Annotated in this window: 13 protein-coding genes; 3 read left to right on the plus strand and 10 right to left on the minus strand. The window is 69.9% G+C overall.

Annotation, left to right across the window (positions count from 1 at the left end; translation table 11 throughout):
* Positions 1-53 precede the first annotated feature (53 nt).
* Entirely contained in the window at positions 54-605 is a 552-nt protein-coding gene (locus EXU48_RS16655) for a GNAT family N-acetyltransferase (protein WP_133108818.1), read from the minus strand.
* 109 nt (positions 606-714) lie between these two features.
* Here EXU48_RS16655 and dapA point away from each other — a divergent pair, with 109 nt between their 5' ends.
* Both dapA and EXU48_RS16665 read left to right on the plus strand, forming a co-directional pair.
* Positions 715-1629, plus strand: a complete 915-nt coding sequence (dapA, locus tag EXU48_RS16660; RefSeq protein WP_133108819.1) for a 4-hydroxy-tetrahydrodipicolinate synthase — start codon at positions 715-717, stop codon at positions 1627-1629.
* Complete coding sequence (locus EXU48_RS16665; RefSeq protein WP_133108820.1) at positions 1626-3311, plus strand: ribonuclease J; 1686 nt, start codon at positions 1626-1628, stop codon at positions 3309-3311. The genes dapA and EXU48_RS16665 overlap by 4 nt, the downstream gene beginning before the upstream one ends.
* A gap of 24 nt (positions 3312-3335) precedes the next feature.
* On the opposite strand, the gene EXU48_RS16670 is transcribed toward EXU48_RS16665, so the two are convergent.
* The gene (locus EXU48_RS16670) at positions 3336-3908 is read right to left on the minus strand and encodes a TetR/AcrR family transcriptional regulator (protein ID WP_133108821.1); all 573 of its coding nucleotides are present in this window, start codon (positions 3906-3908) and stop codon (positions 3336-3338) included.
* Positions 3909-3983: 75 nt separating this feature from the next.
* On the opposite strand from EXU48_RS16670, the gene EXU48_RS16675 reads away from it, so the two are divergent.
* Positions 3984-4403 carry a hypothetical protein gene (locus EXU48_RS16675; RefSeq protein ID WP_235857085.1) on the plus strand — a complete coding sequence of 140 codons (420 nt, stop codon included), beginning with the start codon at positions 3984-3986 and terminating at the stop codon, positions 4401-4403.
* A 47-nt stretch (positions 4404-4450) separates the two neighbouring features.
* Here the strand turns inward: EXU48_RS16675 and EXU48_RS16680 are convergent, their stop codons facing one another.
* Genes EXU48_RS16680 through EXU48_RS16715 form a run of 8 tightly spaced genes read right to left on the minus strand, consistent with a single transcriptional unit; the run spans position 4451 to position 15919 of the window.
* The gene (locus tag EXU48_RS16680) at positions 4451-6751 is read right to left on the minus strand and encodes a family 43 glycosylhydrolase (protein ID WP_133108822.1); all 2301 of its coding nucleotides are present in this window, start codon (positions 6749-6751) and stop codon (positions 4451-4453) included.
* 42 nt (positions 6752-6793) lie between these two features.
* The gene (locus tag EXU48_RS16685; RefSeq protein WP_133108823.1) at positions 6794-8224 is read right to left on the minus strand and encodes a sulfatase-like hydrolase/transferase; all 1431 of its coding nucleotides are present in this window, start codon (positions 8222-8224) and stop codon (positions 6794-6796) included.
* Position 8225: 1 nt separating this feature from the next.
* Positions 8226-9875, minus strand: coding sequence for an alpha-L-arabinofuranosidase C-terminal domain-containing protein (locus tag EXU48_RS16690; protein WP_133108824.1), 1650 nt, complete (start codon positions 9873-9875; stop codon positions 8226-8228).
* 29 nt (positions 9876-9904) lie between these two features.
* Positions 9905-10807, minus strand: coding sequence for a carbohydrate ABC transporter permease (locus EXU48_RS16695; RefSeq protein ID WP_133108825.1), 903 nt, complete (start codon positions 10805-10807; stop codon positions 9905-9907).
* Complete coding sequence (locus EXU48_RS16700; protein ID WP_133108826.1) at positions 10804-11778, minus strand: carbohydrate ABC transporter permease; 975 nt, start codon at positions 11776-11778, stop codon at positions 10804-10806. Before EXU48_RS16700 ends, EXU48_RS16695 begins: the two co-directional genes overlap by 4 nt.
* Positions 11779-11782: 4 nt before the next feature.
* Positions 11783-13297, minus strand: coding sequence for an ABC transporter substrate-binding protein (locus EXU48_RS16705; RefSeq protein WP_133108827.1), 1515 nt, complete (start codon positions 13295-13297; stop codon positions 11783-11785).
* Positions 13298-13319: 22 nt separating this feature from the next.
* Positions 13320-14804 (minus strand): sulfatase-like hydrolase/transferase, encoded by a 1485-nt coding sequence (locus tag EXU48_RS16710; protein WP_133108828.1) that lies wholly within the window; start codon positions 14802-14804, stop codon positions 13320-13322.
* Positions 14801-15919: an ROK family transcriptional regulator gene (locus tag EXU48_RS16715; protein ID WP_165962865.1), complete on the minus strand. Its 1119-nt coding sequence runs from the start codon at positions 15917-15919 to the stop codon at positions 14801-14803. Before EXU48_RS16715 ends, EXU48_RS16710 begins: the two co-directional genes overlap by 4 nt.
* Positions 15920-15943 lie beyond the last annotated feature (24 nt).

Genomic DNA, 15943 nt, shown 5'->3' on the forward strand with positions numbered 1-15943 from the left:
GCGATCGTCGCCTCGGGCGCACCGGCCGGGGTCGGCCGCGGCGTTCGGACGCCTCAGAGCGTGGCGGTCCAGGCGGCCTCGGGCACCTGGGTGCCCGCCACCTCGAGCACCCGGCGGACCCCGATCGGCTCGAACCCGGCGGTGCTCAGGAAGTCCTCGCGGGAGGCGTCGCCGTGGAGCACCCAGGTGCGGACGTGGCTCGCGCCGGTGCTCCCCAGGATGTCGGTGCAGGCGGCGAGCAGCCGCGAGCCGTGGCCCTCGCGCAGGTGCGCTGGGTCCACGTAGAGGGCGACGACCTCGCCGGTGTCCGTCGACTCGGGGGCCGGCGCGAGGGCCGCGAACCCGACCACCTCCGGACCGGCACACGCGGTCAGCATCCGGTGCTTCGCCGTCGGCGGTGCCTTGATGGCCGCGCCCCAGGCGGCGGCGAACACCTCCGGCTCGAGCCCGTCGAGCACCCGTGCCGGGAGGACCTCGGCGTGCGCCGCACGCCAGGCCGCGACCTGGATGGCGCCGAGGGTGTCGGCGTCCTCCGCCAGGGACGGGCGCACCGAGACGTCGGCGGTGAGGCCGTGGGAGTGTCCCGCGTGGTTCTGCGAAGTCATCCTCCCAGGCTAGGCGGTCCCGGCCGGGGCGAGGTCCACCGGTTCCCGGCGATGGCCCCACCGGCGGTCCGATGCCGCCGCGCAGGCGTGCAAGCGGTACCGTCATCCCATGCCCAGCCTGAGCCCATCGCGCACGTTCGGGTCCGTCTCGGTGGCGATGGTCACCCCGATGAACCCCGACGGCAGCATCGACATCCCGTCGTCCCGTCGACTCGCTCGGCACCTGGTGACCGCGGGCTGCGATGCCCTGGTCCTGAACGGGACCACCGGTGAGTCCCCGACCACCCACCAGCCGGAGAAGGACGAGTTCGTCGAGGCCGTGGTCGAGGAGGTCGGTGCGGAGGCGATGATCATCGCCGGTGCCGGCTCGAACGACACGGCGCACGCCGTCCGGATCGCCGAGGCTGCGCAACGGACCGGAGCGCACGGCCTGCTCGTGGTCAGCCCGTACTACAACCGCCCCTCCCAGGAGGGCGTCTACCAGCACATCCACACCGTCGTCGAGGCCGTCGACCTGCCGGTCATGCTGTACGACATCCCAGGCCGGACCGGTGTCTCGATCGGGGACGAGATCCTCGATCGGCTCGCTGAGCATCCGCGGGTGAAGGCCGTCAAGGACGCCACCGGCGACGTCGCCCAGGGCTTCGACCGGATGCGACGCACCGGCCTGGAGTTCTACTCCGGCGACGACGCCCTGAACATGGCCTGGCTGACCCACGGCGCCTCCGGCGTCGTCAGTGTGGTCGGGCATGTCACCGCCCGGGGCTACGTGGACATGGTCCGCGCGGTCGACGAGGGCGACCTCGCCACGGCACGGGACCTGTCCGCCCGGCTGCGGCCGGTCCTGGACGCACTGATGGGCGGCGGGCAGGGTGCGGTGATGGCCAAGGCCGCGCTCGCGCTCCAGGGCGTCATCGGCCAGGCCACCGTCCGTCTGCCGCTCGTTCAGCCGAGCGCCGCCGAGATCTCTGACCTGCGCGCCGTGTTGCGCGCCCATGGACTACTTGAGGAAGTCACTAGATGAGCCATCCCCACCCCGATCTCCAACTCCCCGGGCCGCTCGCGCCCGGCGCCCTGCGCATCGTGCCCCTCGGCGGGCTCGGCGAGGTGGGCCGCAACATGACCGTCTTCGAGCACGACGGCAAGCTCTTGATCGTCGACTGCGGGGTCCTGTTCCCCGAGGACCACCAGCCCGGCGTGGACCTGATCCTGCCGGACTTCGACTACATCGCCGACCGCATGGACGACATCGAGGCGATCGTGCTCACGCACGGCCACGAGGACCACATCGGAGCCGTGCCCTACCTGCTGCGGCTGCGGCGCGACATCCCGCTGGTCGGTTCCCAGCTCACGCTGGCGTTCCTCGAGGCGAAGCTGAAGGAACACCGGATCACCCCGAACCTGCAGGCGGTCTCGGAGGGCCAGCGCCGCACCTTCGGTCAGTTCGACCTCGAGTTCGTGGCCGTGAACCACTCGATCCCGGACGCGCTCGCGGTGGCCATCCGGACGTCGGCCGGGTCCGTGCTCCACACAGGCGACTTCAAGATGGACCAGCTGCCCCTGGACGGGCGGATCACGGACCTGCGCGCCTTCGCCCGCCTCGGCGAGGAGGGCATCGACCTGTTCATGGTCGACTCCACCAACGCCGAGGTGCCCGGCTTCACGGTCGCCGAACGGGAGATCGGTCCGGTCCTGGACGGGGTCTTCACCCGGGCCGACGGCCGGATCGTGGTGGCCTCGTTCTCCTCGCACGTGCACCGCGTGCAGCAGGTGCTGGACGCCGCGAACGCCCACGGGCGCCGGGTGGCGCTGGTGGGCCGGTCGATGGTGCGGAACATGACGATCGCCGCCGAGCTCGGCTACCTGCACGTGCCCGACGGCGTTCTGATCGACGTCAAGAAGATCGACGACCTGCCCGACGACCGGGTGGTGCTGATGTGCACCGGCTCCCAGGGTGAGCCGATGGCGGCGCTCTCGCGCATCGCGAACCGGGACCACCGCGTCTCGGTGGGCCCGGGGGACACGGTGATCCTGGCGTCCTCGCTGATCCCCGGCAACGAGAACGCCGTGTTCCGAATCATCAACGGCCTGATCCGCCTCGGTGCGAAGGTGGTGCACCAGTCCAACGCGCGCGTGCACGTCTCTGGGCACGCCTCCGCAGGCGAGCTGCTGTACTGCTACAACATCGTGCGCCCGAAGAACGTGATGCCGGTGCACGGGGAGATCCGCCACCTGGTCGCGAACGGGGCGCTCGCCGTCTCCACCGGGGTGCCGCCGGAGCGGGTGGTGCTCGCGGAGGACGGCGTGGTCGTCGACCTGATCAAGGGCAAGGCGCGCATCGCCGGCGCGGTGCCGTGCGGCTATGTGTACGTGGACGGCTCCTCCGTCGGCGGGGTCACCGAGGCCGAACTGAAGGACCGCCGGATCCTCGGCGAGGAGGGCTTCATCTCGATCTTCGCCGTGGTGGACTCCTCGACGGGCAAGATCGTCTCCGGCCCGCAACTGCACGCCCGCGGCGTGGCCGAGGCGGACGAGAAGCTCGCCGAGATCGTCCCCGAGGTGACCAAGGCGCTGACCGAGGCCACCGCCGGCGGCAACGTCGATACTCATCAGCTGCAGCAGGTCATCCGCCGCGTCGTCGGCCGCTGGGCCTCGACCCGGCTGCGCCGCCGTCCGATGATCATCCCCGTCGTCGTCGAGGCCTGAGCGACCCCCGGCGCGCGGGGTCGTTCACCCGCGCGCCGGGGCTGGCCGCAACGCCTCGGCGTAGCGGTGCGCGTGCTCGGCGGCGTCGCCCGGGAGCAGGCCGGCCAGTTCCAGGCTGACCAGCCCGTGTGCCAGGCCCCACAGACGCAGCGCCATCTGGTCGGGACCCTCGCCGCCCGTGGCCCCGGCCGGTAGCCGGGCGACGGCGTCACGCAGCACCCCGAACGTCGGCTCGGCCAACGTGTCCTTGAGCCGGGGAACGACCTCGGCGGCGAACATCACCCGGTAGAAGTGCGGGTCGGCCAACGCGCTCTCACGGTAGGCCAGCCCGAGCGCGAACAGGTCCGACCCGGGATCGTCGGTGCGTGGCACCGCCGCCAGGTGCCGACCGAACCGTTCGAAGCCCTCGTCCACCACCGCCGCGATCAGCCCGTCGCGGCTGCCGAACAGGGTGTAGACGGCGGCCGTGGTGGTGCCGGCCGCGGCGGTCACCGTGCGCAGGGACATGCTGGCCGCGCCGTGCTCGGAGAGCGCCCGCGAGGCGTGCTCGAGCAGGCGGGTGCGCAGGACGTCGTCGTGGATGCGGGGCCGGGCCATCGCTCGATCATATGCCTTGACAGAGGTTTTCTCACAGCGTTAGATAACACTGTTAGCAAACTTCGTGCAGATCGGATGATCACCATGATCGAGCTGTCCCAGGCCGCCACCTCGACGGCCGGTGTGGCGATCCTCGCCGCCGTCACCGTCACCAGCGGTGGTTACTTCCTGGTCAAGGTCGTCAGCGGCACGGTGCCGGCCACGCCCTTCCAGACCGCGTTCTTCCGCGCCGGGCACGCCCACGCCGGCGTGTTGATCGTCTTCGGTCTTGTCTGCCTCCTGCTGACCGAGGCGACGGCGTTGGCCGGCTTCTGGCGATGGCTCGCCGGCACCGGGGTACTGGTGGCCGCGATCGCCATGCCCGCCGGCTTCTTCTTCTCCGCCATGGGGAAGGGGCGGGAGCGGCCGAGCCGCTGGATCGCCATCCTCTACCTCGGCGCGGCGTCCCTGATCGCCGGCCTGGTCACGCTCGGGATCGGCCTCCTCCTGACGTGAGCCGCGTGGCGCCGGACCCGGTCTCCGGCGCCCGGCCGCCGGGTCCCTCAGCGGTACACGCGGAACCAGTCGAACCGCGCGGTGATGGACGGCTGATCGGCCCGTTCGGCCAGATCCTGCGCCACGAGCCCGACCTGGGGCTGCGGGCCCGCCGGAAGCGTGCGCGTGCCATGCCAGACCCAGTGGTCGCCGTCCATGCTGATCGCCGCGCGATAGAGATGCTCGCCGTTCTCGGCGACGGTGTGCCGCAGGCGCAGCCACATCGTGTCGCGGCTCGGGCCCAGAGCGGCATGACCGTACGCGACCGGCCCGCCCCTGCTGGTCTCCGTCGCGAACGCGACGAACCGGCGTGACTCCCGGGTCGTGTAGGCCAGCTCGACCCACTCGTCGTCGCCGGCGTAGGCGATCAGCCCGGCCTGGGGCCAGCCGTACGGGATGGAGTTCCCGAACGGGATGGTCACCCTGGTCTCCGCCGTCCAGGTGCCCTCCGGCAGGTCCCGCAGCAACAGTGACGGCAAGGTGTCCGCCTGGGGGCGCCGGTCGATCAGGGTCGATCGCTGGACGTCGAACCGGAACTGCCCGTCGCCGACGTTCGCCGCGGGGTCGCGCAGCCAGGTCCAGTCCGCGCCGGGGCCGTCGGTGAACTCGTCCGAGTGGGCCGGGTCGAGTGCCCCGACCACTGGGTCGGCCGCTTGTTCGGTGACCGGGGTGTACAGCCGTGCGACCGTGACGTCGTCGAAGTCGGCGTCGCTCCCGTCGGCGTGCAACGTGACCGGCCCCGAGCGTGCGGCGTCCGGCAGCACGACCGAGATCTCGGCGACCGGGTCGTACTGGCCGGACTCCGAGACGGACGCCCGCAGGTGGCGGCCGGACACGGTCACCTCGATCTCGTGCCAGGTCTCGTAGTCGAAGTTCGCCGGGAGTGCCGCGGCGGCCACGACGCCGGGGCCGCGCCGGTGCAGGCCGGAGAACACCAGCTGTGACGAGGCGCGGTCGATGGACACGCTCAGGCGATGACGGCCGTGCGCCGGGAGGGAGATGCCGGCCTGCCCGCCGTCCCCGGCGGCCAGGCGCACCAGACCGCGGGCCCGAAGGTCGCCCTCGACCGAGACGGTCGAGACGAGCGGCGCGGCGGCGTCCGTATGGGCATACCCGCCGGTCGCTCCCCAACGGTGCTGCCACCCATCCGCGGCCTCCCAGCCGGCGAGGTCGACCTCGAAGGCGTCACTGACGTACGCGTCGTTGTTCGGTCCCGCCACCGGTCCCGACGGCATCCCCGCCCCGGCATTGCCGACCGGCCAACCGTCGATCCAGTCCAGTCTCGTGAGGGCGAGGCCGCGCGCGTTCTCGGTGCCCGCGACATACGGATCGAACCGGTCCGTCGCATGGCTGACGATCCAGTCCTGGCCGGACAGGTCGGTGGCGATCGCGTTGTGGCCGGTGCTGACGAACTCGTTGCCGTTCGGCGCCAGCACCGGCGTGCCGCCCCCTTGTGGTCCGTCCACGGTGTGCCCGTCCCGGTCGAGGAAGGGGCCGGTCGGCTCCACCGAGCGGCCCACCATGATTGGGTATCCGGAGGCGGCGCCGGCGCAGCATCCGCCGATCACCGACAGGAACAGGTAGTAGTAGCCGTCCCGATGGACGACGTAGGGCGCCTCGTAGCGGTGGGCGTCGGTCAGTTGCACCGGTTCGCCGTCGGCGCGCAGGCCGTCCGCCGACAGCCGGACGACCCGCACGCCGCCCTGCACCGATCCGTAGTACAGGTAGCGCGTGCCGTCGGGCGTCGTCACCAACTCCGGGTCGATGTTGTTGCGGATCTCGGTGACTCCCGGGCGCACCTCCCAGGTCTCGTTGCCGACGACCACCTCACCGGTGTCCGTCCACGGCCCCGCGGGGTGCTCGGCGGTCGCCGCCGCCACCGTCCGCCACGGGGTGCCGGGCGCCTGGACGACGTAGGAGTAGTAGAGGACGTAGCGCCCGTCCAGATAGGCGATCTCCGGTGCCCAGAACTGGCGGTTGGCATCGGCAGGTTTGCCGTCGTAGGTCGGGATCGTCTCGGGGGTGAACACCGGGCCCACCCACTCCCAGTTCACCAGGTCGGCGGACCGGCTGATCATCATGTTCTGCTTCTGGTCGCCCTCGTAGCGGCGACCGTTGGTCGCGTACGCGTACCAGTAGCCATCGTGTCCGCGGATGATCGTGGGGTCGGCGAAGTTCCGGGTGAAGCTCGCGGACACCGGGTTCGTGTACGTGGCCATGGTCTCCTGACCTGGTGTGTGGTCGTGACCGGGTGACGGCGTGCCGGCCAGCGTGGTGAGAGCGATGGCGATACTGAGCAGTCGGCGCATGACGGATCCCGATCGTTGAGGTTGTCGTGAAGGTCCGAGGGCTCACCAGGGGGCCAGCCGGGGATTGCTCCGGTCCTCGGTCGCGACCAGGACGTCGATGAGCTTGCCCTGCAGCGCGCTGCGGGTCGCTCGTGACGTCGGGTCGTCCCACAGGTTCGTGAGCTCGTCCGGGTCGGCCTCGAGGTCGTAGAGCTCACCCGAGGATGCGCGGGCGGTCGCCGGCGGGCCGTGGTGGACCACGAGTTTCCACCGGTCGTGGCGCAACATGGTCACGTGCACCGGCGGGTCGTAGGGGTGCCCACTGTCGCGGTACTGGCACATCGCCCAGTCGCGCCAGTCCGGGTCACCGCCCCGGATCAGTCGTTCGAGACCGGCACCCTGGCTCGTCGGCGGGATCGGCAGGCCGGCGGCCTGCACGAACGTCGGTGCGAGATCGACCCACTGCACGAGCTCACTGCGGCGCTCACCCGGCGCCGCGACGCCGGGCCACCGGATGATGAGCGGGACGCGCACCGCGCACTCATACATGAACGGTCCCTTGAGCATGAGCTGGTGATCGCCGAGCATCTCACCGTGGTCGCTGGTGAAGACGACGATGGTGTTGTCGGCAAGGCCCTCGTCCTCGAGGGCGCCGAGGATGCGGCCGACCTCGTCGTCGACGAGGGAGACCATGGCGTAGTAGGCCTTGCGTACGTCCCGCAACGCTTCGTCGGTGTAGGAGGTGTAGCCGGGTGCGTGCCCGCCATAGGACTCCTTCGAGGCCTCGGCCTGGATCGGCGGCTTGCTGTCGAGCTCACCGTCGCGCGTGACGATCGGTGGCAGCTCGACATCGTCGTAGCGGCGCAGGTACTCCTCGGGCGCGCCGAACCCGTGATGCGGGTCGAAGAAGTTCGCGACGAAGAAGAACGGCTTGTCGCGCAGCCGCGACGAGCGCAGGAAGTCGATCGTCTCCTCGCCGATCCAGTGGCTGTAGTGGGCCTCGGTCGGCATGCTGTCGAACAGCCCGCGCTCGTGCAGGGCAGTCGTGTACAGGTCCGGGTGGTGGTCCTGCAACCACAGGTGGTAGGCGTTGTCGGGCGACCCGGGGTACGGGTCGTGCGCCCAGCGGAACACCCGGAAGCCGTCGTCGAGTCGCGGCTCGTCGCGCCCATCGGAGCAGGCGCCGAGGTGTAGCTTGCCGACCAGCCCGCAGTCGTAGCCCGCGTCGGCGAGGCGCCGGGAGAACAGCTCCTCGTGGCCGGCCAGGTCCACGCCGTTCGCATGGAGGCCGTGCGCGGAGACGTACCGTCCCGTCATCAGGCTTGCGCGCGAGGGTGCGCAGACGGGGTTCTGGACGTAGCAGTTCTCGAAGAGCACGCCCTGCCCGGCGAGGCGGTCGAGGTTGGGCGTCGACACGGCCGGATTGCCGTACGCGCCGACCATGTCGAACCGCTGCTGGTCGGTGCTGATGAGCAGGATGTTCGGGCGCGGCATGTCAGTGCCCCCGGAGGTCGAACGTGAGCACGCTCACGGAGTGCGGCGCGATCGTCCAGCCGCCGTCCCGCGTCTCGACGGTGCCCAGGTCCCGGACGCCGATGACGTCCGGCTCCGCGAGGCTGTTCGCCGCCGTGACCGCGGCGTCCGCGCCGACGGCGAGCAGCCTCGCCGAACGGGGTGTGCCATCGGCCCGGCCGTCGAACACCGGGTGCAGCCGGATGGACTCGTCGCGGTGGCGGTTGATCACGGCGAGGCGCACGGTGCCGTCGTCGGCGCGGGTTGCCGAGACGTCGATGTACGGCACGGTCATGGTCGCGGACCTGAGCCGGCCGGACGGCTCCCGGTTGTCGCCCAGTGGCACCGACGCGGTGCGCGACGGACCGTCGACCTCAGCGGGCAGAACGGTGCGGCCGAGATGGCGACCGTACAGCTGCCACACGTGGTAGAGCGCCGAACCGAATGCGCCACCCGGGCGGGCGACGACGAGTCCATTGGCATTGACGAGGTTCACCGGGTTCGCCATCGTGACCGGCGTGGCGTGGCCCACCGTGCGGTGGATGGCGTGGAGGACCCCCGCGCTGAACAGGGCATCTCCCATGGTGCGTGGGCTCCACCGGTTCACGCGGAGCCCGGAGGGCCAGCCGTCGACGTCGCCGATGTCACGGGCCGCGATCCCACCGTCGTCACCCGCGAGTGGGGCGGGCCAGTCGGTGGGCTCGAGGTGGCGCATGGTCCACTCGTCGAGGGCGAGCTGTGGCGGGCTGGCCAGACCGCTCTGATGGGCGAGCGTGGTCACCAGGTGCGAGTAGGTGTTGATCTCCTGCTCGAAGTACAGCGACTGCGCCACGGTGTTCTCGTAGTCGTCCCCCGTCCACAGGTGCGTGGTCGCGCCGTAGAGGTGCAGCGAGAGCTGGTCGAGGTACTGCCCGGCCTGCTCGAGGAGCGGGCGGGTCCAGGACTCCTGGTCCCAGGGGATCCCGACCCCGACGAGCCTGAGATCGGGGTCGACGAGCCGCATGAACCGGGCATGCTCGCGAGCGGCGGCGGCGTACTCCTCTGCGGTCCGATGCCCCATCTGCCACGGTCCGTAGACCTCGTTGCCGACGCCCCAGTACCGGACCTTCCACGGCTCGTTCCGCCCGTTCCTCCGGCGCATCCGGCTGAGGGCGGTGTCCCTGGTGGCGTTGGTGTACTCGACCCATCGCACCGCCTCGTCGACGTCCCGGCAGGAGTGGACCAGGTACGGTTCCGCGCCGACCTCCTCGGTCCAGGCGAGGAACTCGTCGGTACCGAAGCGGTTGGTCTCGACGTCGCCCCAGGCGAGATCGAGGCGCGTCGGGCGGTCGTCCCGCGGGCCGATCCCGTCCTCCCAACGGTAACCGGACGTGAAGTTGCCTCCCGGCCAGCGGATCGGGCCGGGAGCGAGGTCTCGGACCAGGTCCGCGACGTCACGGCGGACCCCGTTGAGCAGCCCAGGCTCGCTCACCGACAGGGGCGAGCCCTCGTCGAACACACCCCCCTCGATGTTGCCGAAGAACGCGGACTCGAGGAAGTGGCCGTAGACATCGTCGCTGATCCTCCCGAGCGGTCGTGAGGTGTCGACCGTGACTCGGGCGTCGCGGCCGGCCGGGTCGTGGGCATGGGACATTCCAGAGGGCTCCGTTCCTTGGGTGGCTGTCACTGCTTCACTGCTCCGGCGACGCTGTCGACGAACTTGCGCTGCAACACGACGAACACACCGATCACCGGGACCAGCGAGATGACGGCGGCGGCCGCCATCCCTGGCCAGTCCTGGCCGTACTCGCCGACGAACACCGTCATGCCGATGGCCAGGGTGCGCAGGTCCGGCTCACTGAGGGTGAACACGAGCGGTAGCAGGTAGGTGTTCCATGCGAACAGGAAGGTCAGGATCACGACGGTCGCCGTGATCGGCCAGGCCAGGGGCAGCATCACCTGGAAGAAGATCCGGAACTGACCGGCGCCGTCGAGCCGGGCGCTCTCCTCGAGTTCCTTGGGTAGCCCCCGGAAGTAGCCGGCGTACAGGAGCGTGGCGGCGATCTGACCGCCGGCGCCCAGGCCCAGGATCACGCCCGCATGGGTGTTGAGCAGGCCGAGCTGGTCGGTCAGTTGCGTGACCGGAATGATCGTGTAGCCCTCGGGGAGGAAGAACGTCACCAGGAAGACCCCGATGAGGATCTTCTTGCCGGCGAAGTCGAACCTGCCCAGCACGTATCCGGCGAGGGCGCTGCGGATGACCACCACGAGCACCGTTCCGGCCGTGATCAGCACCGTGTTCACGAAGTAGGAAGCGAATCCGGCCTCGACCCAGGCCCTCGTGTAGTTCTCCCACACGAACTCGTCAGGAACGAGATCGAAGCCGCTGCCGAAGATCTCGGACGGATGCTTGAGGGAGGCCGAGACGAGCCAGAGGAACGGATAGGTCCACAGGAGCGCCGCCGCGGTCAGCGCGACGAGGGCGACGACCCGGCCCGGGCGCACGTTCCGTCCACGTCGCGGACCGCGGCGTCGGGTCGGCGCGCCCTCCGCCGATTCCGGTCGGATCGCGGTCGCGGCGCTCATGAGGCGCCCTTCGTCTGTCGACGCGCCCACCGCACCCCGACGGCCTGGACGACCGCGAGGACCATGGTCAGGAGTCCGAAGAGCACCGCCGCCGCCGACGCGTAGCCGAGCTGGGGCACCGTGGCCGCGAAAGCCGTCCGGTAGATGAAGATCTCGATCACCTCGGAGGAGAAGGACGGGCCACCGCCCGTGAGCGTCTGCATCAGGTCGAAGACGTTGAGTGCACCGACGGTGTCGATGAGGGTGATGATCACCAGGAAGGGCACGAGCAACGGCAGGGTGACGTGCCACAACTCCTTCCGCGCGTTTGCTCCGTCGAGCATCGCGGCCTCGTGCACGTCGCGAGGAATGGTCTGCAGAGCCGCCAGCCAGTAGATCATCGTGATGCCGAGCCACTTCCAGACCCACACGGCGATACCCGCGTAGAGCGAGGTGCCGGCGCTGGCGACGAGATTCGTGGGGGAGTCCGTGATCCCCGCCCAGACCAGCGCCAGGCTGATGGGACCGTTGGCGTCCAGCAGCAGCGTGAAGACGATGCCGATGATCGCACCGGTGGTGACCACCGGCAGGAAGAACAGTGTCCGGAAGAAGCCGGAGAACGGTGTTCTCCTGCTGTTCAGCCACAACGCGAGCAGCAGCGCCAGGCCCACGCGTGCGGGCACGGCCACCACCAGGAACAGGAGCGACTTCCGGAAGGCGTTCCAGAACAGGTCATCGGCCAGCAGGCGCCGGAAGTTGTCGAGCCCGGTGAACGTGCCCGTCATGGCGAAACCTGGCCAGTCCAGGAACGCGTACCACCACGACGCCACCAGTGGGTACACCGTGTACGCCCCGTATCCCAGGAGGGTCGGGAGCAGGAAGAGGTAGATCCACCAGTCCCGGCGCAGGCGTCGCCGCAGACTGAGGCGGTGGGGCTCCTTCGCCGTCGTCGGGCTGATGGCAGGTGCGGGTGCGGACGTCGTGAGCGTCATGGTGTCATCGCGCCGCGTAGGCCGCTTGGTCGTAGTCCTGACTCGGCTCCCAGTTGGTGAACACCCAATCCTCGATGCTCACCTCGGCACCCTCGCCCGCGACGGCCGCGATGGCCCGGTCACGCTCGGCGCTCATCGCGTCGTTGAGCCGGGTCAGCTCGCCCCTGATGTCGCTGCTGCTGCCGGTGAGGATCGCCTGTGCGACCTCGCCGAGGTTCGGATGGATGTCCTGGGACTCGGCGGCCACACGCCAGGTCGACGGGTTGCCGGTCTCGGGCACCGGGCTGATCCGCACGTCGTCGGCCAGGTAGCCGATGTTCCGAGCGTAGGCCGGGTGCACGTCGGCCTCGGCGACCACGTCGATGAGCGCGGGCGGTTGGTCCATCGCGCTCGCCAGTTGTGCCTGGAACTCCCGAGAACTCATCTGCAGCAGCAGTTCCGCAGCGATCTGGGGCTGCTGCGACTCGTTGCTGACCCAGAACACGCCGCCTCCGGGACCACGGTGGACGACGTTGCGGGTCGTCTCCGGGCATGGCAGACGCCAGGCGTCGATGCCTCGCTCGACGGCCTCGGGCTCGTCCACCATGAGCCCGCCGATGATCCACGGTCCCCACGGGTAGATGGCCGCTTCGCCGGCCGCCCAGCGTGCGCGGGCATCTCGGGCACCCATCGACGCCCCCGACGGGTGGACCACGCCGTCCTGCTGGAGGGAGAGCAGGAACTCCAGCGCGTCCACGAACGGCTGGGAGTTGAACACGTACGCACCGGTCGTCCAGTCGATGGTGCCGGGCGCGCCGGCACTCTGCGCCAGCCAGTTGACCAGCGCCGTGAGGTACGGGACCTCCTTGGTCGGGATCAGGAGCCCGGGAACGCCCGCCCTGTCGGTGATCTGTCGTGCGGTGGCGCGCAGGTCGTCCCAGGTGGCCGGGCTCTGTGCGGGGTCGATGTCAGCCTGGCTGAGCAGTTCGGTGTTGACCCACGGCGTCGCGTCGTGGAAACGACCGGAGAACAGCGGAACGGAGTAGATCTCCCCGTCGAACCGGTGCAGCCCGTCGAACAACTGGTCGACGATCTCGGTGCCGTCGAAGTCGGCATGTCCGCCGATCGGCTGGAACCAGTCCTCGCTGACCAGCGCGGCAGGTGTCGCATCCAGGCCCGCCAGGGAATGAACGTCCGGCATCTGGTTGCTGCGCCGCGCCACCTGGATCGCCTGCCCCAGATCGGGACCCTCCATCTGCCGTCGCTCGATCGTGACGCCCGAGTTGGCCGCCATGTACGGCTCGAACAGGCTCGCCTCGAGCATGCTCGTCAGGGGGCGGAACTGGTCCCACCACTGCAGGACGCCGTCGTCGGCGCTCGGCCCGTCGGAGGACTGTCCGCCACCCGTGCAGGCGGCGAGCATCGCCCCCAGGCCGCCGGCGCCGACGGTTCCGAGGAATCCCCGGCGGTTCATGGCGAACGCCGCGCCCGGCAAGTTCCCCCTCCGGGACCCGACACCGTTGTCAGTCGTGCTGTTCATTCCTGTCTCCTGTCTGAGCGGATCAGCGCTGCACGTCGTCGAAGGAGCTGAGCGAGACGTCGTAGTCCTTCGCTCCGACGGGGTACATCGACGCCATCCAGTGGTAGAAGTTGTCTCCCCGCTCGCGCAGCTGGATGTACAGCCGCCGGAGCAGGCTGTTGCGAACCTGTTCGAGTTCGGGATGGGCGTAGCGGTTCTGCAACTCGTCGGGGTCATCGACGAGGTCGTACAACTCGTTGACCGACTCGGGATTGACGACGATCTTGTACCGGTCGGTCACGAGCATGCGCTGCGGGTAGGGAAAGTGATGCCCGTGGAACTCGAGCACGAGATCGTCGCGCCACACCGGTTGCTCGCCGCGTACGACGGGCGCCAGGCTGGTGCCATCCACCGCCTGGGAGCTGTCCAGCCCGGCGACGTCGAGGATCGTCGCCGTCAGGTCGAGCAGGGACGCGAAGTGATCCGCGACCTGCGGCTCGTGGCCACCGGGCAGCCGGACCACGCCGGGGACACGGTAGATGTCCTCGTAGGCCGCAGGGCCCTTGTCATGAAGCCGGTGCGCACCCGTGAACTCGCCGTGGTCGGCGCTGAAGAACACCGCGGACTCGTCGTAGACCCCGAGCTCCTTCGCCACCTCGACGATCCGGCCGATCTGTTCGTCGATCATCGTGACGTACCCCCAGTAGGCCGCGATGAGCTTCTTCGACGTCGCCGTCGAGAGCGTGTCGAAGGTCCAGTGCGCCGAGTAGTTGGCCTGCACCGGCGGCTTGTTCGCGAACGTCTCGGCCACCGACTTCGGCAGCGTGATCGCCTCCGGGTCGTACATGTCGAAGTAGTGCGAGGGAATGTTGTACGGCAGGTGCGGTCCGAAGAAGTGGGTCGCCAGGAAGAACGGTCGGCCCGCGGTCTCGTGCTCCGCGGCGTATGAACGCAGCAGGCCGATCGCACGCTCGGCGAGGAAGTACTCGAACGTGGCCTCGAGCGGCTGGTCCAGGCGGGCCGCGAGCAGGTTGCCCGGCGTGCCGTTGGGGAAGGTGCCGCGGATCTCGTCGGTGAGCGCGTACGGCGGCAGATCGTGCTCGTCCAAGTAGGCGACGTAGTCCGCGTGGTCGACCGGGTTGTGCCAGCCGTGCATCGGGATTCCGTCGAAGCCGTAGTCGTGCTGGGTGCGGTGCAGCCCCACGTGCCACTTGCCGATGAGGCCGACGTTGTAGTCGGCATCGCGCAGCGCCCGGCTGAAGGTGAACTGATCGTCGGCGAGCTCGTCCCGATAGCCCACGTTGCGCTCGTAGTTCGCCAGGAGCTGGTGCCGGAACGGTGCGGCTCCCGTCAGCAGGCTCGCGCGGGCGGGGGTGCAGATCGCCGTCGGCGTGTAGAACCGTCGGAAGGTCGAGCCCTCGGCGGCGATCGCGTCCAGGACCGGGGTCGAGACGACGTCGTTGCCGTAGCAACCCAGCGTGTCGATGCGGTGCTGATCGGTGAGGAAGAAGAGGATGTTCGCCGTCACGCGGTCCGCGCCCCCTCGTGTGAGGCGGTCGCGGAGGTCGGGCGGGGGCCGACCGGGATCGTGCGGTCACGCAGCACGAGTGCGACGCTGCCCAGCGCGCCGTCGAGACTGCCGAGCTGTGCGACGTGGATCTGCAGGCTCTCGGCGGTGCGCGCGTTCACGTGGCGCACGATCGTCTGCCGCACCGCGCGGACCAGATACTCACCGGCCTCGGAGAGTGCGCCACCGAGAACGATCGAGGACAGGTCGAGGACCGTGCAGGCGTTCGCCAGCACCAGTCCGATACGCGCGCCGGCGTCCGCGATGACCGCATGGGCCCGGGACTCGGAACGGTCCAGCGCATCCACCAGATCCTCGACGGACGCCCTTCCCGCTCGGCGAAGGACTGCTCCCATGCCGACGTACGACTCCAGGCACCCGCGGTTCGAGCACCGGCACACCGGTCCGTTGGGGTCCAGGCACACGTGCCCGAACTCGCCGGCGGACCCGGTGTTGCCCAGGCGCGGTTCGTCATCGATGATCAGCAACCCGCCGACGCCCTCGGCAAGGCGCATGTAGATGAGGTCATGCATGTCCTGCCCGGCCCCCCAGGAGAACTCGGCGAGCCCGGCGAGCCGTGCGTTGTTCTCCGTGCGGATCGGAACCCGGTAACTCTCCGTCAAGCGCTGCTCGAGCGCGGCCAGCACGCCCGCGCGACCCGAGATCGCCCCCGGCACACCGACACCGATGGCGCGCAACGGCGACGAGGCGGAGCCCGGGCCGACCAGTTCGCGGACGAAGCCGGTCGCAGTCGCGGAGCGCCGTTCCCACGGCTCCTCCTTGCCGTGGTCGAGCATGCGCGAACCCAGGACCCGGTGGGTGATGTCGCACGCCACGACGGTCACCCGGGTGTGGCTGAACTCGACTCCGACGATCACGCCCGTGGCCGGGTTCAGGGTCAGGTGCTCCGGGGTGCGTCCAACCCGTAGGCCCGCGGTGGGGGGTTGCGCGAGGACCACGAGCCCGGCGCTCCGCAGGTCCGAGGTGATCTCCGAGATCGTCGCGCGGGATAATCCGGTGCCCTCCGCGATCTGGGCTCGGCTCGCGCCACCACGCACTCGGAGCAGATCGAGCACCTGCGCTTCGTGATGCACCCGCCG

The organism is Occultella glacieicola, assembly GCF_004353825.1.
Taxonomy (GTDB): Bacteria; Actinomycetota; Actinomycetes; order Actinomycetales; family Beutenbergiaceae; genus Occultella; species Occultella glacieicola.